We start from the raw sequence: 21,235 nt of genomic DNA on the forward strand, positions 1-21,235 counted from the left end.
AGTTACCGCCCCTTGACCGAAATTGTCGCAGCGCTGCAAGCCGTGGTGACCGCTCAGTCGTTAAGCTGCCCAGTCGATGGACACCCGTAAAGCCACAGCCCTGAGGGGCAGTCGTCTTTGCAGGTGCCCATCCATGGAACGGATGGACGTGCAGATCGCGTCCAAACGCCTGGTTTTCACCGCCCTGTCGTCACGGTTTGACTATCGTTGACCGTGAACGGCGGACGCACGCGACGCTTCACCTAATAACAAAGCCCAAGCGGAGTACCACAGATGGCGTTCTTCACCGCAGCCAGCAAAGCCGACTTCCAGCATCAACTGCAAGCGGCCCTGGCGCAGCACATCAGCGAGCAGGCACTGCCACAAGTGGCGCTGTTCGCCGAACAGTTCTTCGGCATCATCTCTCTGGACGAACTCACCCAGCGCAGGCTTTCGGACCTGGCCGGTTGCACCCTCTCTGCCTGGCGCATCATCGAGCGCTTCGACCCCCAACACCCGCAGGTGCGGGTCTACAACCCCGATTACGAACGCCACGGCTGGCAATCGACCCACACCGTGGTCGAGGTGCTGCACCATGACCTGCCGTTCCTGGTCGACTCGGTGCGTACCGAACTCAACCGTCGCGGCTACAGTATCCACACCCTGCAGACCACCGTGCTCAGCGTGCGCCGCGGCGCCAAGGGCGAGCTGCTGGAGTTGCTGCCCAAGGGCACCCAGGGCGAGGGCGTGCGCCATGAATCGCTGATGTACCTGGAGATCGACCGCTGCTCCAGCGCTGCCGAGCTGACCACCCTGACGAAGGAAATCGAGCAGGTGCTGGCCGAGGTGCGGGTGGCTGTCGCCGACTTCGAGCCGATGAAGGCCAAAGTCCGCGACCTGGTGGAGCTGGTGGAGCAGACCGCATTCGGTCCGGCGCAACATGACAAGGCCGAGGTGAAGAGCTTCCTGTCGTGGCTGCTGGACAACCATTTCACTTTCCTCGGTTACGAAGAGTTCGTGGTCGAGTCCGACGCCGATGGCGGCCACCTGGTCTATGACGAAGGTTCGTTCCTCGGCCTGACCCGCCTGCTGCGCGCAGGGCTGGGCGCCGATGACCTGCGCATCGAGGACTACGCCGTCGCCTACCTGCGCGCGCCTGAGCTGCTGTCGTTCGCCAAGGCCTCGCAGCCGAGCCGTGTGCACCGCCCGGCGTATCCGGACTACGTGTCGATCCGTCAGATCGACGCCGACGGCAAGGTCGTCAAGGAGTGCCGCTTCATGGGTCTGTACACCTCGTCGGTGTACGGCGAGAGCGTGCGTACCATTCCGTACATCCGCGGCAAGGTCGCTGAAGTCGAGCGCCGCTCGCACTTCGACGCCAAGGCCCACCTGGGTAAGGAGCTGGCCCAGGTGCTCGAGGTGCTGCCTCGTGACGATCTGTTCCAGACGCCAGTGGACGAGCTGTTCACCACGGTCATGTCGATCGTGCAGATCCAGGAGCGCAACAAGATCCGCGTGTTCCTGCGCAAGGACCCGTACGGCCGCTTCTGCTACTGCCTGGCCTATGTGCCGCGTGAAATCTACTCCACCGAGGTGCGCCAGAAGATTCAGCAGGTGCTGATGGAGCGCCTGAAGGCCAGCGACTGCGAGTTCTGGACGTTCTTCTCCGAGTCGGTGCTGGCGCGTGTTCAGCTCATCCTGCGCGTCGATCCGAAGAACCGCATCGACCTGGACCCTCAGCAGCTGGAAAACGAAGTCATCCAGGCCTGCCGTTCCTGGCAGGACGACTACTCCGCCCTGGTGGTGGAGAATTTCGGCGAGGCCCAGGGCACCAACATACTGGCCGACTTCCCCAAAGGCTTCCCGGCTGGCTACCGCGAGCGCTTCGCTGCCCACTCGGCGGTCGTCGACATGCAGCATGTATTGGCGCTGTCCGAGAGCAAGCCACTGGCGATGAGCTTCTACCAGCCGCTGACCCGTCTGGGCGACCGCCTGCTGCACTGCAAGCTCTACCACGCCGACACCCCGCTGGCGCTGTCGGATGTGCTGCCGATCCTGGAAAACCTCGGCCTGCGCGTGCTCGGCGAGTTCCCGTACCGCCTGCGCCATGCCAGTGGTCGCGAATACTGGATCCACGACTTCGCCTTCACCTACAGCGAAGGCCTGGACCTGGACATCCAACAGCTCAACGACATCCTGCAGGATGCCTTCATCCACATCGTCAAGGGCGACGCCGAGAACGACGCCTTCAACCGCCTGGTACTGACCGCCGGCCTGCCATGGCGTGACGTGGCGCTGCTGCGCGCCTACGCACGCTACCTCAAGCAGATCCGCCTGGGCTTCGACCTGGGTTATATCGCCAGTACCCTGAACAACCACACCGACATCGCCCGCGAGCTGACCCGGCTGTTCAAGACCCGCTTCTACCTGGCACGCAAGCTCACCGTCGAGGACCTGGACGACAAGCAGCAGCGCCTGGAACAGGCCATTCTCACTGCGTTGGACGAGGTTCAGGTACTCAACGAAGACCGCATCCTGCGTCGCTACCTGGACCTGATCAAGGCCACCCTGCGCACCAACTTCTACCAGCCGGACGCCAACGGGCAGAACAAGTCGTACTTCAGCTTCAAGTTCAACCCCAAGCTGATCCCCGAGCTGCCCAAGCCGGTGCCGAAGTTCGAGATCTTCGTCTACTCGCCGCGGGTCGAGGGTGTGCACCTGCGCTTTGGCAACGTTGCCCGCGGTGGCCTGCGCTGGTCGGACCGTGAGGAAGACTTCCGTACCGAAGTGCTCGGCCTGGTCAAGGCCCAGCAGGTGAAGAACTCGGTGATCGTGCCGGTGGGAGCCAAAGGTGGTTTCCTGCCGCGCCGTCTGCCGCTGGGGGGTAGCCGCGACGAGATCCAGGCCGAGGGCATTGCCTGCTACCGGATCTTCATCTCGGGCTTGCTCGACATTACCGACAACCTCAAGGACGGCGGCGTGGTGCCTCCGGCCAACGTGGTGCGTCACGATGACGACGACCCCTACCTGGTAGTGGCCGCGGACAAAGGCACCGCGACCTTCTCCGACATCGCCAACGGCATTGCCAATGACTACGGCTTCTGGCTGGGCGACGCCTTCGCCTCCGGTGGCTCGGCTGGCTACGACCACAAAGGCATGGGCATCACCGCTCGTGGCGCCTGGGTCGGCGTTCAGCGCCACTTCCGCGAGCGCGGCATCAATGTGCAGGAAGACCCGATCACCGTGGTGGGCATCGGTGACATGGCCGGCGACGTGTTCGGCAACGGCCTGCTGATGTCCGACAAGCTCAAGTTGGTGGCGGCATTCAACCATCTGCACATCTTCATCGACCCGAATCCTGACCCAGCCACCAGCTTCGTCGAGCGCAAGCGCCTGTTCGAGCTGCCGCGATCGGCCTGGAGCGACTACGACACCAGCATCATGTCCGAAGGCGGCGGAATCTTCCCGCGTAGCGCCAAGAGCATCGCCATCAGCCCGCAGATGAAGGAACGCTTCGCCATCGAAGCCGACCGCCTGACGCCGACCGAACTGCTGCACGCACTGCTGCAGGCCCCTGTGGATCTGCTGTGGAACGGTGGTATCGGCACTTACGTCAAGGCCAGCAGCGAAAGCCATGCCGATGTCGGCGACAAGGCTAACGACGCATTGCGGGTCAACGGCAACGAACTGCGCTGCAAGGTGGTGGGCGAGGGCGGCAACCTGGGCATGACCCAGCTTGGCCGGGTCGAGTTCGGCCTCAACGGCGGCGCGACCAACACCGACTTCATCGACAACGCCGGTGGCGTGGACTGCTCCGACCACGAGGTCAACATCAAGATCCTGCTCAACGAAGTGGTGCAGGGTGGCGACATGACCGAGAAGCAGCGTAACCAACTGCTCGGCAGCATGACCGACGAAGTCGCCTCGCTAGTGCTGGGCAACAATTACAAGCAGACCCAGGCCCTGTCCCTGGCGGCCCGCCGTGCCTTGGAGCGGATCGCCGAGTACAAGCGCCTGATGGCTGATCTGGAGTCGCGTGGCAAACTGGACCGGGCTATCGAGTTCCTGCCGTCCGAGGAGCAACTGGCCGAGCGTCTGGCCGCAGGCCAGGGCCTGACCCGCGCCGAGCTGTCGGTGCTGATTTCCTACAGCAAGATCGACCTCAAGGAGCAACTGCTCAAGTCGTTGGTGCCCGATGACGACTACCTGACCCGCGACATGGAGAACGCGTTCCCGCCGTCGTTGGTCAGCAAGTTCGCTGACGCCATGCGCCGTCATCGCCTCAAGCGCGAAATCGTCAGCAACCAGATCGCCAACGACCTGGTCAACAACATGGGCATCACGTTCGTCCAGCGTCTGAAGGAATCCACCGGCATGAGCCCGGCCAACGTCGCCGGTGCCTATGTGATCGTTCGGGACATCTTCCACCTGCCGCACTGGTTCCGTCAGATCGAGGCGCTGGACTACCAAGTCCCGGCCGAGATCCAGCTGACCCTGATGGATGAGCTGATGCGCCTGGGGCGTCGCGCGACCCGTTGGTTCCTGCGCAGCCGCCGCAACGAGCAGGATGCCGGTCGCGATGTCGCGCACTTCGGGCCGAAGATCGCCCAATTGGGCCTGAAGCTCGATGAGCTGCTCGAAGGCCCGACCCGCGATCGCTGGCAGCAACGCTACCAGGGCTTCGTCGAAGCCGGGGTGCCGGAGTTGCTGGCGCGCATGGTTGCAGGCACCACCCACCTGTATACCCTGTTGCCGATCATCGAGGCCTCGGATGTCACCGGTCACGATCCGGCCCAGGTGGCCAAGGCGTTCTTCGCCGTGGGCAGCTCGCTGGACCTGACCTGGTATCTGCAGGAGATCAGCAACCTGCCGGTGGAGAACAACTGGCAGGCCCTGGCCCGCGAGGCGTTCCGCGACGACATCGACCTGCAACAGCGGGCGATCACCATCTCTGTGTTGCAGATGGCCGATGCGCCGGAAGACATGGACGCCCGTGTTGCACTGTGGTGTGAACAGCACCGGGTGATGACGGAGCGCTGGCGCGCCATGCTCGATGACCTGCGCAACGCCACGGGCACCGACTACGCAATGTATGCGGTGGCCAACCGTGAGCTGGTCGACTTGGCCATGAGCGGGCAGGCGGCGGTGATACCGTCCTGAGCGTAAGCTGAAAACAAAAAGCCCCGGCAGCGATGCCGGGGCTTTTTTCATTGGGGCTGTCGAAATTCGTGACGGCGGCGGGGCACGTCTGCGGGAACGGATTGGCCCGCGAAACAAACGGCGCGGATGTTACTTGAAACGCCGCTCTACACCCTTCTCGACCAGAATCTTCGCCGAGATTTCCTCAACCGAGAAATGCGTGGAGTTGATGTGCGGGATGTTCTCCCGGCGGAACAGGCTCTCCACCTCGCGCACCTCGAACTCGCACTGGGCGAAGCTCGAATAGCGGCTATTGGGCTTGCGCTCGTGGCGGATGGCGGTGAGGCGGTCGGGGTCGATGGTCAGGCCAAACAACTTGTGATGGTACTTTTTCAGTACCGCCGGCAATTGCAGACGTTCCATGTCGTCTTCGGTCAGTGGGTAGTTGGCTGCACGGATGCCGAATTGCATCGCCATGTACAAACACGTCGGCGTCTTGCCACATCGCGACACGCCCACGAGGATCAGGTCGGCTTTGTCGTAATAATGGGTGCGCGCGCCATCGTCGTTATCCAAGGCGAAGTTGACTGCCTCGATGCGCTCCATGTAGTTGGAGTTGCCGCCAATCGAGTGGGACTTGCCCACGGAATACGACGAATGGGCGGTCAATTCCTGCTCGAGCGGGGATAAAAACGTCGAAAAGATGTCGATCATGAAGCCGTTCGACGTTGCCAGGATTTCTCGGATGTCCTGGTTGACGATGGTGTCGAAAATGATCGGCCGCATGCCGTCCCGTTCGGCGGCAGCATTGATTTGCTGCACCATGCTCCGGGCTTTGTCCGGGGTGTCGATGTAGGGGCGGGTGAATTTATTGAAAGGAATGCTTTCGAATTGTGCCAGCAGGCTTTGGCCCAGTGTTTCTGCAGTGATACCGGTACCGTCGGAGATGAAGAACGCGGATCGTTTCATTTGCACCCTGGGCCTTAAGCTGCCGAAGTTTTCTGGAGTATGATAGGTTCGGTTTGCCGAACGTGACTGTTCGGCATTCTCACTTATTTTCCAGGTCCAGGCCACAAGCGTCCGGCCAAGTCAGTGTGACAGGCGGCCGCCCTTGAGCTTTTCCAATACAGTTAGTGGAGAGATCACCTTGGTTGAGTACGTAGTTTCCCTCGATAAGCTCGGCGTCCATGATGTAGAGCATGTGGGGGGCAAGAACGCATCCCTGGGCGAGATGATCAGTAACCTCGCAGGTGCCGGCGTATCGGTGCCGGGCGGCTTTGCCACTACGGCTCAGGCGTACCGCGATTTTCTCGAGCAGAGTGGCCTGAACGACCGTATCCACGCAGCCCTGGACGCGTTGGACGTCGATGATGTCAACGCCCTGGCCAAGACCGGCGCGCAGATCCGCCAATGGGTAATGGAAGCCGAGTTCCCGGCGCGTCTGGATGCCGAAATCCGCACCGCCTTCGCCGAAATGTCCCAAGGCAACGACAACATGGCCGTGGCCGTGCGCTCCTCGGCCACCGCTGAAGACCTGCCGGACGCCTCCTTCGCCGGGCAGCAGGAAACCTTCCTGAACATCCGTGGCGTGGACAACGTGATCCGCGCCGCCAAGGAGGTGTTCGCCTCCCTGTTCAACGACCGCGCCATCGCCTATCGCGTGCACCAGGGCTTCGACCACAAACTGGTCGCCCTGTCCGCCGGCGTGCAGCGCATGGTCCGTTCGGAAACCGGCACCGCCGGTGTGATGTTCACCCTCGACACCGAGTCGGGCTTCCGTGACGTGGTGTTCATCACCGGCGCCTACGGCCTGGGCGAAACCGTCGTACAGGGTGCGGTCAACCCTGACGAGTTCTACGTCCACAAGCAAACCCTGCAGGCCGGCCGCCCGGCCATCCTGCGCCGCAACCTGGGCAGCAAGGCCATCAAGATGATCTACGGCGACGAGGCCAAGGCCGGTCGTTCGGTCAAGACCGTCGATGTCGACCGTGCCGACCGCGCGCGTTTCTGCCTGACCGACGCCGAGGTCAGCGAGCTGGCCAAGCAGGCCATGATCATCGAGCAGCACTACCAGCGCCCGATGGACATCGAGTGGGCCAAGGACGGTGACGACGGCAAGCTGTACATCGTCCAGGCACGTCCCGAGACCGTGAAGAGCCGTTCCAGCGCCAATGTCATGGAGCGCTACCTGCTCAAGGAGAAGGGCACTGTCCTGGTGGAAGGTCGCGCCATCGGCCAGCGCATCGGCGCCGGCAAGGTTCGCGTGATCCACGACGTCTCCGAGATGGACAAGGTCCAGCCGGGCGACGTGCTGGTCTCGGACATGACCGACCCGGACTGGGAACCTGTGATGAAGCGCGCGAGCGCCATCGTCACCAACCGCGGCGGGCGCACCTGCCACGCGGCGATCATTGCGCGTGAGTTGGGCATCCCGGCGGTCGTCGGTTGTGGCAATGCCACCCAAGTGCTCAAGGATGGCCAGGGCGTGACCGTCTCCTGCGCCGAAGGCGACACCGGCTTCATCTTCGAAGGTGAGCTGGGCTTCGACGTCAAGCAGAACTCGGTCGATGCCATGCCTGAGCTGCCGTTCAAGATCATGATGAACGTCGGCAACCCGGACCGCGCCTTCGACTTCGCCCAACTGCCGAACGCAGGCGTGGGCCTGGCGCGCCTGGAGTTCATCATCAACCGCATGATCGGCGTGCACCCCAAGGCGCTGCTCAACTACGCAGGCCTGCCGGCCGACCTCAAGGAGAGCGTCGACAAGCGCGTGGCCGGTTACTCCGACCCGGTCGGCTTCTATGTCGAGAAGCTGGTCGAGGGTATCAGCACCCTGGCCGCGGCGTTCTATCCGAAGAAGGTCATCGTGCGCCTGTCGGACTTCAAGTCCAACGAATACGCCAACCTGATCGGCGGCAAGCTGTACGAGCCGGAGGAAGAGAACCCGATGCTGGGCTTCCGTGGCGCCTCGCGTTACATCAGCGAGTCGTTCCGTGACTGCTTCGAGCTCGAGTGTCGCGCCCTCAAGCGCGTGCGCGACGAAATGGGCCTGACCAACGTCGAGATCATGGTGCCGTTCGTGCGCACCCTGGGCGAGGCAAGCCAGGTGGTCGATCTGCTGGCCGAAAACGGCCTGGGCCGTGGCGTCAATGGTCTGCGCGTGATCATGATGTGCGAACTGCCCTCCAACGCCTTGCTGGCGGACGAGTTCCTCGAGTACTTCGACGGCTTCTCCATCGGTTCCAACGACCTGACCCAGCTGACCCTGGGCCTGGACCGTGACTCCGGCATCATTGCCCACCTGTTCGACGAGCGTAACCCGGCAGTGAAGAAGCTGCTGGCCAACGCCATCGCCGCGTGCAACAAGGCCGGCAAGTACATCGGCATCTGCGGCCAGGGCCCTTCGGACCACCCAGACCTGGCCAAGTGGCTGATGGAGCAGGGCATCGAGAGCGTATCGCTGAACCCAGACTCGGTGCTCGAGACCTGGTTCTTCCTGGCCGAGGATCAGGGCGCGGCATGATGCAATGAACGCGGGAGCGCTTCATGGCGCTCCTGCCTGGTTTCTTCCAGGGCGAGTTCCAGCGATGGATCCCGCCCTTTTTTGTGCAATCGACCTATGCAAAGCAGCAGTACCCTGTTTCCCGTGGCCTTGCTCAGCGCCGAGCGCCGGGGTGATCTGAGCGAGGATGTGTACCGGATCAAGGCCGGCAATAGCCCCGACCCCAGCGTCGAGTTGGCCGTTACACGCCTGGGGCTGGCCGACCAGGCCGCAGCCCAAGGCGTGCCGGTGATTCTCCTGCACGGCAGCTTCTCCAATCGCCGCTTCTGGTATTCGCCCAAGGGTGTCGGCCTAGGCGCCTTTCTGGCGCGCGCCGGGTTCGATGTGTGGATTCCGGAAATGCGCGGCCATGGACTTTCTCCCCGCAACCGCCACTGGCGTCACAACCGGGTGGCCGACTATGCCCGCTTCGACTTGCCGGTGATCGGCGCATTCATCCAGGAGCAGGCCGGGCAGGCGCCGCACTGGATCGGCCACTCCCTGGGCGGCACCATTCTCGCCGCAGCCCTGGGCGGCGCATATTTGGAAGCCGAGCAGGTAGCCAGCGCGGCGTTCTTCGGTACCCAGGTCAGTCGGGTCTATTGGCCGTTGAAGGTTCCGCCTGTGGCCTGGAGCGCGCGTTTGCTGCTCAAGCGCCTGGGTCAGCTGTCCGGGTCGCGGCTCAAACGTGGGCCGGAGGACGAGCCGATCGGTCTGGCCTTGGAGACCCTGGGCTGGCACGGCCTGTTCGGGCGTTTCGGCGACAAGCAGGACGACTGGTGGGCGGGGCTGGCGACCGTGAACGTGCCGGTGCTGGCAGTGGCCGGTGCGGCGGATTACCAGGACCCGGTCTGGGCCTGCCGCAAGTTGTTCGAGCAGTTGGGTGGCCAGCGCAAGCAGTTTTTACGGCTTGGCGCTGAAGAAGGCTTCGACGCATTCGGGCATGTGGACATGTTGGTTAGCAAGGCGGCCCAGGTGCAGGTATGGCCACTGGTGGAGCGCTGGCTGAGGGCCCCTGAATCACCGTTGCCGGGGGCTACGGTGGTTGTCGAGTCTGCCCCAGCGCTGTAGAGGCTGACTGAGTAGTCTCGGATGACTGCAAGGCCCTCCCCGGTGTAGCCTTGCTCAAATCCCGCTTTCGTTGTGACTGACAGGAGTTTGCCATGCAGCATTACGTAACGCCCGACTTGTGCGACGCCTACCCGGACCTGGTCCAGGTCCTGGAGCCCATGTTCAGCAACTTCGGTGGCCGCGATTCCTTTGGTGGCCAGATCGTCACGATCAAATGCTTCGAGGACAACTCGCTGGTCAAGGAGCAGGTCGAGCTCGATGGCAAGGGGAAGGTCCTGGTGGTGGACGGCGGTGGTTCGCTGCGCCGCGCGCTGCTGGGTGACATGCTGGCCGAAAAGGCGGCCAAGAACGGCTGGGAAGGCCTGGTGATCTATGGCTGTGTGCGTGACGTGGACGTGCTGGTGCAGACCGACGTCGGTGTCCAGGCCCTGGCCAGTCACCCGATGAAGACCGACAAGCGCGGTATTGGCGATCTCAACGTGGCCGTGACCTTCGCTGGGGTGACCTTCCGTCCGGGCGAATATGTGTATGCCGACAACAATGGCGTGATCGTCTCGCCAAGCCCGTTGAAAATGCCGGAGTGATGCGCCGCGCGCGCTGATGGAGCAGGAATGTTCGAGGAAGACAACGCGCAGTGGGGGCTGGTCCATGCCCTGGTGCTCGATGGTAAAGGCGGTGCGCGCTCGATTGCCCGGACAGCGCTGGATGCGCTCCAGTTGCAACCAGAGGAAAGCCTTTGGTTGCACTGGGATCGCAGCCATCCCCAGACGCGTACCTGGTTGCTCCAGGAGAGCGGCCTGAGCACCTTCGCCTGCGACTTGCTGCTGGAAGAGAACACGCGTCCGCGTCTGTTGCCCTTGGCCAACGAGCAGATGCTTTTGTTTTTGCGGGGCGTGAATCTCAATCCCGGCGCCGAGCCCGAAGACATGGTCTCGGTGCGGATCTTCGCCGAGGCCCGGCGAGTGATTTCGTTGCGCCTGCGACCACTGCGCGCCAGTGATGAAGTGCTTCAGCAATTGGACGAGGGCAGGGGGCCGAAGTCGGCCTCCGAGCTGTTGCTGCTGATGGGGGAGCTGCTTACCGAGAAGGTCCAGGCGTTGGTTAGCGACCTGTCGGAAGTGGTCGATCTCGAAGAAGAGAAGGTGGAAACCGATGAACGGTATTCGCCGGTGCAAGGCAGCCTGCAACAGATCCGCCGTCGTGCTGCTGGGCTACGGCGTTTTCTCGCCCCACAGCGGGAACTCTATGCGCAACTTTCGCGCAACAAGTGGAGCTGGTTCGGCGAAGGGGATGCCGACTACTGGAACGAGCTGAACAACAGCCTGATCCGCTATCTCGAAGAGCTCGAGCTGACCCGCGAGCGGGCCGCTCTGGTGCTGGAAAGCGAGGATCGACGGCGCAGTGAGCGGATGAACCGAACCATGTACCGCTTCGGCATCATCACCTGCATTTTCCTGCCGATGAGCTTCGTCACCGGCCTGCTGGGCATCAATGTCGGGGGCATTCCGGGCGCCGAGAGCCCGTATGGCTTCCTGTTCGCCTGCGCCGTGGTGCTGGGGTTGGCGGCGGGGCAATGGTGGCTGTTCCGACGGTTACGCTGGGTATGATGGGCTGTCCTGCCGGGGGATGCATGAGGCATTTTGAAACATCCGTCCCACATTCATGTGTGACCCGTAGTCCCGAGCCCTCGTCTTTGACAGACATTGCGCGAGGTGCCTATGCACGATCCGTTTGAAGAATCCTTGCGCGACCTGCTCAAGGCATCGCCGTCCGGCCAAGACCGAGACGATGCCGCATGCCTGGGTCGCGTCCTCAAGACCGCCAACCGCCAGGTCGGCGCGGGCGATCTGTTCAGCTTGCTGGGGCGCTGGAGCCAGGCGCTGATGATCGCTGTGAACAATGGCTCGGCGCATGTCGCGCCGGTGCGTCGCAACCCTGCCGCTGGCAGAAAAGCAGATAAGGCCGATTGAATATGGAACTCGATCTCTGGACCCAGAGCCTGGTCACCGCCATGACCGCCCTTTGGACCAAGGTGGCGAACTTCATCCCGAACCTGTTCGGCGCGCTGGTCGTGGTGTTGCTCGGCTTCGTGGTGGCCAAGCTGCTCGATACGTTGTTGTCCAAACTGCTGGCCAAGTTCGGCCTGGACCGCCTGATGAGCGGTACCGGTCTGACCAAGATGCTCAGTCGGGTGGGCATCCAGGTCCCTATTTCTACCTTGATCGGCAAGATCGTCTATTGGTTCGTGTTGCTGATTTTCCTGGTTTCGGCCGCCGAGTCCTTGGGCCTTGAGCGTGTCTCGGCCACCTTGGACATGCTCGCCCTCTACCTGCCCAAGGTATTTGGCGCAGCTCTAGTGTTGCTGGCTGGCGTGCTGTTGGCGCAGTTGGCCAATGGCTTGGTACGTGGCGCTGCCGAAGGCGTCGGTCTGGAATATGCCGCAGGCGTCGGGCGTATCGCCCAAGGTCTGGTGATTATCATCAGCATCTCGGTTGCGATCAGCCAGTTGGAGGTCAAGACCGATCTGCTCAACCATGTCATCGTCATCGGCCTGATTACCGTTGGTCTGGCCGTTGCGTTGGCGATGGGGCTGGGCAGCCGGGAAATTGCCGGGCAAATACTGGCCGGCATCTACGTGCGCGAACTCTATCAAGTGGGCCAGCAGGTGCGGATTGGAGAGGTTGAAGGGCATATCGAGGAGATCGGTACGGTCAAGACGACCCTGCTGACCGATGATGGCGAATTGGTGTCGCTTTCGAATCGAGAATTGCTCGAGCAGCGAGTCAATAGCCGCTAACCGCACAAAAGCTGTTAATGTATGCCGCCGCGAAAACGGCCCAAGGGGGCCGCGCGGCGACATTGACCTGACTGTCGGCCAGATCCGTTTTGAATAAAGTTCACTCGCCGCCCATGCGCTATGACCCCCGTGAGCTCACCGATGAGGAGTTGGTGGCGCGTTCGCATGAGGAGCTGTATCACGTAACGCGCGCCTATGAAGAACTCATGCGGCGCTATCAGCGGACCCTTTTCAACGTCTGCGCGCGTTATCTGGGGAACGACCGGGATGCCGACGATGTCTGCCAGGAAGTGATGCTCAAGGTGCTCTACGGTCTGAAGAACTTCGAGGGTAAGTCCAAGTTCAAGACCTGGCTCTACAGCATCACCTACAACGAATGCATTACCCAGTACCGCAAGGAGCGTCGCAAGCGACGGTTGATGGATGCCTTGAGTCTGGACCCTGTTGAAGAGGCGTCCGAAGAGAAGGCACCCAAGGCCGAAGAGAAGGGCGGACTGGACAGATGGCTGGTGCATGTGAACCCGATCGACCGGGAAATCCTAGTGCTTCGATTTGTCGCAGAGCTGGAATTTCAGGAGATCGCCGACATCATGCACATGGGCCTGAGCGCCACGAAAATGCGCTACAAGCGTGCGCTCGACAAGCTTAGAGAGAAATTTACGGGGCTGGCTGAAACTTAGCACCGCGTAAATATCTCTAACCAACCGGCAAGTTCTGCTAGACTTGCCGTCGAGTTGTCCCCCGGATGTTGGTGGGACTGCTTAACTATCACCAGATGGGGATTTAACGGATGAAATTGAAAAACACCTTGGGCTTGGCCATTGGTTCGCTTGTAGCCGCCACTTCGTTTGGCGCTCTGGCACAAGGTCAAGGCGCCGTCGAGACCGAACTCTTCTACAAGAAAGAGTTCTTCGACAGCCAGCGCGACTTCAAGAACGACGGCAACCTGTTCGGTGGCTCGATCGGTTACTTCCTGACCGACGACGTCGAACTGCGTCTGGGCTATGACGAAGTTCACAACGCTCGTGGCGAAGACGGTAAGAACATCAAGGGCTCCAACACTGCCCTGGACGCCGTTTACCACTTCAACAACCCGTACGATGCCATCCGTCCGTACGTTTCGGCTGGTTTCTCGCACCAGAGCCTGGGCCAGACCGGCCGTGGTGGTCGTAACCACTCCACCTTCGCCAACGTTGGCGCTGGCGCCAAGTGGTACATCACTGACATGTTCTACGCCCGTGCTGGCGTTGAAGCTCAGTACAACATCGACCAGGGCGACACCGAGTGGGCTCCTAGCGTCGGTATCGGCATGAACTTCGGCGGTAGCCCGAAGCAAGCTGAAGCTGCTCCGGCTCCTGTTGCTGAAGTCTGCTCCGACAGCGACAACGACGGCGTTTGCGACAACGTCGACAAGTGCCCTGACACCCCGGCCAACGTTACCGTTGACGCCGACGGCTGCCCGGCTGTTGCCGAAGTCGTACGTGTTGAGCTGGACGTCAAGTTCGACTTCGACAAGTCGGTCGTCAAGCCAAACAGCTACGGTGACATCAAGAACCTGGCTGACTTCATGAAGCAGTACCCACAGACCACCACCACCGTTGAAGGTCACACCGACTCCGTTGGTCCAGACGCTTACAACCAGAAGCTGTCCGAGCGTCGCGCCAATGCTGTCAAGCAGGTCCTGACCCAGCAGTACGGTGTTGAATCCAGCCGTATCGACTCGGTTGGCTACGGTGAGACCCGTCCGGTTGCTGATAACGCCACCGAAGAAGGCCGCGCCATCAACCGTCGCGTTGAAGCTCAGGTCGAAGCCCAAGCCAAGTAATTTGGTTTGATGCTTCATGAAAAACCCGGCCTCGGCCGGGTTTTTCTTTTTTCGGGGGCGCCCGGTGAGGGCCCCAGGAGAATTGCTGCACGCCTGTTTTCCAGGGATTCTCGTCCGCTTAGGGCGCGCGCCGTGGAACTGACAAGCAACCCATGTGCCTAGAGCCCTGTCGTCCGAGCCGCGCGGTGGCTATAATCGCCCCCTCACTCACCGCGAGTCTAGCCCGCCCATGTATACCCTGGCCCGCCAGCTGTTGTTCAAGCTTTCCCCGGAAACCTCCCACGACCTCTCCCTAGACCTGATCGGCGCCGGTGGCCGCCTCGGTCTCAATGGCCTGCTGTGCAAGCAGCCGGCGGCGCTGCCGGTGACAGTCATGGGCTTGAACTTTGCCAATCCGGTGGGCCTTGCCGCAGGTCTGGACAAGAACGGCGCCGCCATCGACGGCTTCGCCCAGCTCGGTTTCGGCTTTGTCGAAATCGGTACCGTGACGCCACGCCCGCAGCCTGGCAACCCCAAGCCGAGACTGTTCCGGCTGCCAGAGGCCACTGCGATCATCAATCGCATGGGCTTCAACAACCTGGGTGTCGATCATTTGCTGACGCGGGTACGTGCGTCGCGCTTCGACGGCGTGCTGGGCATCAATATCGGCAAGAATTTCGATACCCCGGTCGAGCGCGCGGTGGATGACTATCTGATCTGCCTGGAAAAGGTCTATACAGCCGCCAGCTACATCACCGTCAACGTCAGTTCGCCCAATACCCCAGGTCTGCGTACCCTGCAGTTCGGCGACTCGCTCAAGCAACTGCTCCAGGCGCTGGCCGTGCGCCGCGAACAACTGGCCAGTGAGCATGGCAAGCGTGTGCCGCTGGCGATCAAGATCGCCCCGGACATGACTGATGAAGAAACCGCCATGGTGGCCTCTGCGCTGCTCGAGACCGGCATGGACGCAGTGATCGCGACCAACACCACGCTGAGCCGTGAAGGCGTCCAGGGCCTGCCATATGGTGAAGAGGCGGGCGGTCTGTCCGGTGCGCCAGTTCTCGAGAAAAGCACTCACACCGTGAAGGTTCTGGCGGGCGAGCTGACCGGCAAGTTGCCGATCATTGCCGCCGGTGGAATCACCGAGGGGCGTCATGCAGCCGAGAAGATTGCAGCCGGCGCGAGCCTGGTGCAGATCTATTCGGGCTTTATCTACAAAGGGCCTGCGCTGATCCGTGAGGCAGTGGACGCGATTGCTGCCATGCCACGGCCGTAATAAAGGCAGACATAAAAAAGGGCCCCTTGAAGGGGCCCCTGGGCCTCAGCCCGCCGCCCGGATAGGGCGCGCATGGTGACTCGAATTCAGTGTCCTCGTCTCAGCCAACGGCGTGATTTTCGTTGAGTCTCTGGATGCCTGCGGTGCCGGTCATTCCATCCCAGTTATCGCCCCGGCCCTCCCGCCAGCCATTGATCCAGGCTTGACGAACGGATGGCAGATTGAAGGGGCAAAGTTCGCGGGATTTGCCGGTAACCCCGTATTGGTAGCCACGTGAATATGCTCTTTCCAACGGATCACGCTTAAGTCTTCTCATAGGGTGTTGCCCTCACTTGTTGACTGTAATGTCCCGTCGGCCTCTCCGAGGCCGGGCAGAATCGTTCTGCCGGTGTGCGCTCGCTGCCGGCGTGGCGAGCAGAAAGTGTTGCCTCGTTGCGAGACAACCTAAGGCCAGTTCTAACCAAAGCGGGTCACAGTGTGAATGATCGATTTGTCATAAGGACGTAACGTTTCATAGGGTCAAAGGATAAGTAAATAATTGCGACTCAACGTGATTTGTCCTTAAGCCCGCTATGATCAGGGTTTAATGCCCTTTGCAGTCATCTGGCCAGCGTCGTGGTCGGGTGTGCAGTAATAATTTGAAATGCGACGAAGGGTCACATGCGTGGCCGCGTTGCTGGAAATTTTCATACTGCCGGACGATCTAACCCACTTTCGCAGGGTGCGAAGGGGCTTGTCGTTCAGGTGGCCCGGCTTTCCCGGACTGCGGGCAAGGCCACCCGGACGCCTGCTGGAAGGGCGTGCGGGCAAACATCGGCGGGACGATGCGTCGGCCCGTCACTCAATCAGCCCAAGGCTCTGGATTGCTCATGTCGGACCGTTTCGAACTTTATCTCACTTGCCCCAAAGGTCTTGAAGGCCTGCTCGCCGAGGAGGCCCGTAGCCTGGGCCTGGACGATGTGCGGGAGCACACCTCTGCCATCCGTGGCTCGGCCGACATGGAAACCGCTTACCGCCTGTGCCTGTGGTCGCGTCTGGCCAACCGCGTGTTGTTGGTGCTCAAGCGCTTCGGCATGAAAAACGCCGATGAGCTCTACGACGGCGTGCATGGGGTCGAGTGGCAAGATCACTTGGCTGCTGACGGCACCTTGGCCGTGGAATTCAGTGGTCATGGCTCCGGAATCGACAACACCCATTTCGGTGCCCTTAAGGTCAAGGACGCGATCGTCGACAAGCTACGCAACCGCGAAGGACAGCGCCCGTCCGTGGACAAGATTGATCCTGACGTGCGTGTGCACCTGCGCCTTGATCGTGGCGAGGCGATCCTCTCCCTGGACTTGTCCGGACACAGCCTGCATCAACGCGGTTACCGTCTGCAGCAAGGTGCTGCGCCCTTGAAGGAGAACCTGGCGGCGGCGGTGCTGATCCGAGCCGGCTGGCCACGCATCGCCGCCGAAGGCGGCGCGTTGGCCGACCCGATGTGCGGTGTGGGCACGTTCCTGGTAGAAGCCGCGATGATCGCCGCGGATATCGCGCCCAACCTCAAGCGTGAGCGGTGGGGCTTCACGGCCTGGCTTGGCCATGTGCCGGCGTTGTGGCGCAAAGTTCACGAGCAAGCCCAGGCCCGCGCCCAGGCGGGTCTGGCCAAGCCTGCGCTGTGGATCCGCGGCTATGAGGCCGATCCGCGGCTAATCCAGCCGGGGCGTAACAACGTCGAGCGCGCAGGTCTGGGCGACTGGGTGAAGATCTATCAGGGCGAAGTCGGCAGTTTCGAACCGCGTCCGGACCAGAACCAGAAAGGCCTGGTCATCAGCAACCCACCCTACGGTGAGCGTCTGGGTGACGAAGCCAGCCTGCTGTACCTCTACCAGAACCTTGGGGAGCGTTTGCGTCAAGCCTGCCTGGGCTGGGAGGCGGCAGTGTTCACTGGCGCTCCCGAGCTGGGCAAGCGCATGGGTATTCGCAGCCACAAGCAGTACGCCTTCTGGAACGGCGCCTTGCCGTGCAAGCTGCTGCTATTCAAGGTTCAGCCCGACCAGTTCGTTACCGGCGAGCGTCGTCCGGCCGAGCCGGATGCAGGCGCTACGCAGCGTCCGGCAGCCGTGGCCAGTGAGCCGGCGCGCCTGTCCGAAGGCGCGCAGATGTTCGCCAATCGCCTGCTGAAGAACCTCAAGCAGTTGGGCAAGTGGGCCCGTCGCGAGCAGGTCGATTGCTACCGTTTGTATGACGCCGACATGCCCGAATATGCCCTGGCGGTGGACCTTTACCAAGACTGGGTGCACGTGCAGGAGTACGCCGCGCCACGCTCGGTCGATCCGGACAAGGCTCAAGCGCGTCTGCTCGATGCCTTGGCCGCCATCCCTCAGGCCCTGGGTATCGACCCACAGCGTGTGGTGCTCAAGCGCCGGGAGCGCCAGAGTGGGACGCGTCAGTACGAGCGCCAAGGTGCCGAAGGCCGCTTCCAGGAGGTGAACGAAGGGGGGGTAAAGCTGCTGGTGAACCTCACGGACTATCTGGACACCGGCTTGTTCCTCGACCATCGTCCGATTCGTCTGCGCATCCAGCGCGAGGCGTCCGGCAAGCGCTTCCTCAATCTGTTCTGCTATACCGCGACGGCCACGGTGCACGCCGCCAAGGGCGGGGCCCGCAGCACCACCAGTGTCGATTTGTCCAAGACCTATCTGGACTGGGCGCGTCGCAACCTGGCGCTCAACGGTTTTTCGGACCGCCATCGCCTGGAGCAGGGCGACGTGATGGCCTGGCTGGAAGGCAACCGGGACAGCTACGACCTGATCTTCATCGACCCGCCGACCTTCTCCAATTCCAAGCGCATGGAAGGGGTGTTCGATGTGCAGCGCGATCATGTGCAGTTGCTGGACTTGGCCATGGCACGCCTGGCGCCAGGCGGGGTGCTGTACTTCTCCAACAACTTCCGCAAATTCCAGCTCGATCCGAGTCTGGTCGAGCGATATGCCGTCGAGGAGATCAGTCATCAGACCCTGGATCCTGATTTCGCGCGCAACAATCGAATCCACCGGGCGTGGCGCATTCAGGCGCGATAAGCGGCGTGTATGAGGTTGCGTGGCTAGTGGCCAATAGCTATAACTGACGCGAAGGGCCCGACCATTCGCAGGACGCTGACGTGATGAGATTGCTTTATGTCGAAGTGTGGCGTTCGTGCGAAGGTGCTCGGCATGTTCCGCGAAGCGCTGCCCGCCTGGGGGGTGGCGTTGGTGGTCCTGGTCGCTGGCGGTCTGTTGACGGCGGCATTGGCCATTGCCACGCAGAGCTTCTACACGCAGCAATTGCGTCAGCGCTTCGAGCTGTTGGCTAACGAGCGGTACAGTCGCATCGCGGAACGTTTCGAGGACCAGGAGCAGCGCTTGGATGGCCTGCGACGGTTTTTCAGTTATTCCAACGAAATCACCCCGCAGGAGTTCGACGGTTACGCGCGGCCACTGTTGTACCGGACCCAAGCGTATTCCTGGGCGCCCCGGGTCGATGCTGGGCAACGCGCCGATTTCGAGCGACGTGCCAGTGCCTGGCTTGGGCAGGCGTATCAGATCCGTGATCAGGACGCACAAGGTATCTGGCATCCTGCGCCCACGCGTGACTATTACTATCCGGTGCTCTATACCCAGGCGGCGTCCCTGCAAGGGCAGCCCTACGGCCTGGACTTGCGTGGACAGCCCCTTCGCGAGGCCACCCTTGTTCGGGCTACGTCACCCGGCAGCATGGCGGTCTCTGCGCCGCTGGACATGATCAATGTCGAGCCTACCTATGCCCGTGGGGTGCTGGTCGTGGCGCCGGTGTTCGCTGATAGTGATCCCGGTGGGTTGCCTTCTGGCTATGTCATGGCGTTGCTGAGTATGCAGCGCTTGGTCGCCGAAGGGCTGCCGCCTGCCGCGGATGACAACCTGGTGGTGCGCATCATCGATGCCTCCGGAGCCAAAGGGCCGGAGGTGCTGTTCGATTCACGCAACACCGTCGCCCAGGTGCCATTGGCCAGCACCCACCTTTTGCATCTGGCCGATCACCACTATCAGCTCGATATCCGTCCCAGCCAGGCTTTTCTCCAAGCCAACCGCTCCTCCGCGGTGGTGGCGGTCAGTTTGCTGGGCGGTTTGCTCAGCGTCTTGCTCAGTGCCTTGCTCTACAGCCTGTTCAGCCAGCGACAGCGTGCCCTGGCGCTGGTCGATCAGCGCACTGCCGAATTGCGGGTCAGCGAGCAGTCCTTGCGCGAAACCCACAACCAACTGCGCAGCGTATTGGACGCCGCGACACAGGTCGCCATCATCGCCACCAGCCTCAAGGGCCTGGTCAGTACCTTCAATGCTGGTGCCGAGCGCATGCTGGGCTATTCGGCAAGCGAAGCCATTGGTCAGTTGCGGCTGGAGGATCTGGTCCCCCCTGAGGAACTCAGCCAGCGAGCCCACGCCCTGAGCGTGCGCTATGGACGCGAAATCGGCGGTGGCCAGGCGATGTTTGCCGAAACTGTGCAGGAAAAAGGGACCGAGGCAGGGGAGTGGACCTTGGTGCGCAAGGATGGCAGCCACCTGCTGGCCAACATGCTGGTCACCGCGGTACTGGACGAGCAGGGGTTGTGGGTTGGCTACCTGGCCATCTGCATCGACGTCACCGAACGGCGGCGCGTCCATGAAGCGCTGGCAGCCCGTGATCGGTTGTTGGAGAAGCTCAGCGCCGAAGTGCCCGGGGGGATCTACCAGTACCGCCTGGATGCCGACGGACACTCTTGTTTCCCCTATGCCAGCCAAGGCCTGCACGATATCTATGAAGTCGATCTGCAGACGCTGCGTGAGGATGCATCGGCGGTGTTCGAACGCATCCACCCCGATGACCTGGAGCGCGTCCGTCGCTCGGTCCGTTATTCGGCCTTGCACCTGACACCCTGGCGCGAAGAGTACCGCGTGATACTGCCTCAGGCGGGCCTGCGCTGGGTTCGCGGGGAAGCTACCCCCGAAATCGGTGAAGGAGGATGCACCTTGTGGCATGGCTACCAGACGGACATCTCCGACCTCAAGCGGGTGGAGGAAGAGCTTCGGGCGCTTTCGGTCACCGATGCCTTGACCGGCATCCATAACCGGCGACATTTCCAGGAACGATTGCAGAACGAGCTGGAGCGTGCACAGCGTGACGGATTGGACCTGGCGGTAATCATGCTGGATATCGATCATTTCAAGCGGATCAATGACCAGTACGGCCATGCGGTGGGCGATCATGTGTTGCGCAGCCTTTGCCAGCGGATCGGCAATCGCCTGCGGCGTACCGATGTGTTTTGCCGTTTGGGGGGCGAGGAGTTCATGGTGCTGTGCCCGGGGAGCAATGCCGAGCAGGCACGATCATTGGCATTGGAGCTGTGGCAGGGGGTTCGCAGTGTTCCGGTCGATGGAGTGGGTCGGGTGACGGCGAGCTTTGGAGTGGCGGGTTGGCGACCGGGGGAGGGAGCTGATGCGTTGCTGTTGCGGGCTGATGCCGGGGTGTATGCGGCCAAGCAGGCGGGTCGGGATCGGGTTGAGGCGGAGTTGCGCTGAGGGTGGGGTTGCCTGTAGGCGCGGCGGTTCGGCGCTCTGATTTACCCGCGAATTGGCCGGAACAAACAACACATTA

At 61.9% G+C, this 21,235-nt stretch carries 14 protein-coding genes; 12 read left to right on the plus strand and 2 right to left on the minus strand.

Features of this window, described 5'->3' with window-relative positions:
- The first annotated feature begins 273 nt into the window (after positions 1 to 273).
- Positions 274 to 5,139 carry an NAD-glutamate dehydrogenase gene (locus HMPREF3173_RS12165; protein ID WP_070573361.1) on the plus strand — a complete coding sequence of 1,622 codons (4,866 nt, stop codon included), beginning with the start codon at positions 274 to 276 and terminating at the stop codon, positions 5,137 to 5,139.
- Between the two features lie 129 nt (positions 5,140 to 5,268).
- Here HMPREF3173_RS12165 and HMPREF3173_RS12170 read toward each other — a convergent pair whose 3' ends face one another.
- Entirely contained in the window at positions 5,269 to 6,087 is an 819-nt protein-coding gene (locus HMPREF3173_RS12170) for a posphoenolpyruvate synthetase regulatory kinase/phosphorylase PpsR (protein ID WP_043206750.1), read from the minus strand.
- 178 nt (positions 6,088 to 6,265) lie between these two features.
- Here HMPREF3173_RS12170 and ppsA point away from each other — a divergent pair, with 178 nt between their 5' ends.
- The 9 genes from ppsA to HMPREF3173_RS12215 all read left to right on the plus strand — a co-directional run bounded on the left by ppsA (position 6,266) and on the right by HMPREF3173_RS12215 (position 15,607).
- The gene (gene ppsA, locus HMPREF3173_RS12175; protein WP_070573363.1) at positions 6,266 to 8,641 is read left to right on the plus strand and encodes a phosphoenolpyruvate synthase; all 2,376 of its coding nucleotides are present in this window, start codon (positions 6,266 to 6,268) and stop codon (positions 8,639 to 8,641) included.
- 96 nt (positions 8,642 to 8,737) lie between these two features.
- Positions 8,738 to 9,730: an alpha/beta fold hydrolase gene (locus HMPREF3173_RS12180; RefSeq protein WP_070573366.1), complete on the plus strand. Its 993-nt coding sequence runs from the start codon at positions 8,738 to 8,740 to the stop codon at positions 9,728 to 9,730.
- 92 nt (positions 9,731 to 9,822) lie between these two features.
- Complete coding sequence (gene rraA / locus HMPREF3173_RS12185; protein WP_043206744.1) at positions 9,823 to 10,314, plus strand: ribonuclease E activity regulator RraA; 492 nt, start codon at positions 9,823 to 9,825, stop codon at positions 10,312 to 10,314.
- A 27-nt stretch (positions 10,315 to 10,341) separates the two neighbouring features.
- Entirely contained in the window at positions 10,342 to 11,337 is a 996-nt protein-coding gene (locus tag HMPREF3173_RS12190) for a zinc transporter ZntB (protein WP_043206743.1), read from the plus strand.
- 111 nt (positions 11,338 to 11,448) lie between these two features.
- Complete coding sequence (locus HMPREF3173_RS12195) at positions 11,449 to 11,700, plus strand: hypothetical protein (RefSeq protein ID WP_043206741.1); 252 nt, start codon at positions 11,449 to 11,451, stop codon at positions 11,698 to 11,700.
- A 2-nt stretch (positions 11,701 to 11,702) separates the two neighbouring features.
- Positions 11,703 to 12,527, plus strand: a complete 825-nt coding sequence (locus HMPREF3173_RS12200) for a mechanosensitive ion channel family protein (protein WP_043206740.1) — start codon at positions 11,703 to 11,705, stop codon at positions 12,525 to 12,527.
- A gap of 113 nt (positions 12,528 to 12,640) precedes the next feature.
- Positions 12,641 to 13,207, plus strand: a complete 567-nt coding sequence (sigX, locus tag HMPREF3173_RS12205) for an RNA polymerase sigma factor SigX (RefSeq protein WP_043206738.1) — start codon at positions 12,641 to 12,643, stop codon at positions 13,205 to 13,207.
- A 110-nt stretch (positions 13,208 to 13,317) separates the two neighbouring features.
- Positions 13,318 to 14,352 (plus strand): OmpA family protein, encoded by a 1,035-nt coding sequence (locus tag HMPREF3173_RS12210; protein ID WP_043206737.1) that lies wholly within the window; start codon positions 13,318 to 13,320, stop codon positions 14,350 to 14,352.
- 229 nt (positions 14,353 to 14,581) lie between these two features.
- A complete protein-coding gene (locus tag HMPREF3173_RS12215) occupies positions 14,582 to 15,607 on the plus strand; it encodes a quinone-dependent dihydroorotate dehydrogenase (RefSeq protein ID WP_070573368.1) in 1,026 nt (341 codons plus the stop codon).
- Positions 15,608 to 15,707: 100 nt separating this feature from the next.
- On the opposite strand, the gene rmf is transcribed toward HMPREF3173_RS12215, so the two are convergent.
- The gene (gene rmf / locus HMPREF3173_RS23960; protein ID WP_080642046.1) at positions 15,708 to 15,923 is read right to left on the minus strand and encodes a ribosome modulation factor; all 216 of its coding nucleotides are present in this window, start codon (positions 15,921 to 15,923) and stop codon (positions 15,708 to 15,710) included.
- Between the two features lie 553 nt (positions 15,924 to 16,476).
- Here rmf and rlmKL point away from each other — a divergent pair.
- Entirely contained in the window at positions 16,477 to 18,669 is a 2,193-nt protein-coding gene (rlmKL, locus tag HMPREF3173_RS12220; RefSeq protein ID WP_070573370.1) for a bifunctional 23S rRNA (guanine(2069)-N(7))-methyltransferase RlmK/23S rRNA (guanine(2445)-N(2))-methyltransferase RlmL, read from the plus strand.
- A 96-nt stretch (positions 18,670 to 18,765) separates the two neighbouring features.
- The gene (locus tag HMPREF3173_RS12225; protein ID WP_070573372.1) at positions 18,766 to 21,159 is read left to right on the plus strand and encodes a sensor domain-containing diguanylate cyclase; all 2,394 of its coding nucleotides are present in this window, start codon (positions 18,766 to 18,768) and stop codon (positions 21,157 to 21,159) included.
- The last annotated feature ends 76 nt before the right edge of the window (positions 21,160 to 21,235 follow it).

This window comes from Pseudomonas sp. HMSC08G10 (assembly GCF_001808425.1).
GTDB classification, from domain to species: Bacteria; Pseudomonadota; Gammaproteobacteria; order Pseudomonadales; family Pseudomonadaceae; genus Aquipseudomonas; species Aquipseudomonas guariconensis.

Coding starts and splice junctions, on each gene's coding strand:
- HMPREF3173_RS12165 (WP_070573361.1), top strand. CDS start 274: ATGGCGTTCTTCACCGCAGCCAGCAAAGCCGACTTCCAGCATCAACTG.
- HMPREF3173_RS12225 (WP_070573372.1), top strand. CDS start 18,766: ATGTCGAAGTGTGGCGTTCGTGCGAAGGTGCTCGGCATGTTCCGCGAA.
- HMPREF3173_RS12215 (WP_070573368.1), top strand. CDS start 14,582: ATGTATACCCTGGCCCGCCAGCTGTTGTTCAAGCTTTCCCCGGAAACC.
- HMPREF3173_RS12210 (WP_043206737.1), top strand. CDS start 13,318: ATGAAATTGAAAAACACCTTGGGCTTGGCCATTGGTTCGCTTGTAGCC.
- rraA (WP_043206744.1), top strand. CDS start 9,823: ATGCAGCATTACGTAACGCCCGACTTGTGCGACGCCTACCCGGACCTG.
- HMPREF3173_RS12195 (WP_043206741.1), top strand. CDS start 11,449: ATGCACGATCCGTTTGAAGAATCCTTGCGCGACCTGCTCAAGGCATCG.
- sigX (WP_043206738.1), top strand. CDS start 12,641: ATGCGCTATGACCCCCGTGAGCTCACCGATGAGGAGTTGGTGGCGCGT.
- rmf (WP_080642046.1), bottom strand. CDS start 15,923: ATGAGAAGACTTAAGCGTGATCCGTTGGAAAGAGCATATTCACGTGGC.
- rlmKL (WP_070573370.1), top strand. CDS start 16,477: ATGTCGGACCGTTTCGAACTTTATCTCACTTGCCCCAAAGGTCTTGAA.
- HMPREF3173_RS12190 (WP_043206743.1), top strand. CDS start 10,342: ATGTTCGAGGAAGACAACGCGCAGTGGGGGCTGGTCCATGCCCTGGTG.
- HMPREF3173_RS12180 (WP_070573366.1), top strand. CDS start 8,738: ATGCAAAGCAGCAGTACCCTGTTTCCCGTGGCCTTGCTCAGCGCCGAG.
- HMPREF3173_RS12200 (WP_043206740.1), top strand. CDS start 11,703: ATGGAACTCGATCTCTGGACCCAGAGCCTGGTCACCGCCATGACCGCC.
- HMPREF3173_RS12170 (WP_043206750.1), bottom strand. CDS start 6,087: ATGAAACGATCCGCGTTCTTCATCTCCGACGGTACCGGTATCACTGCA.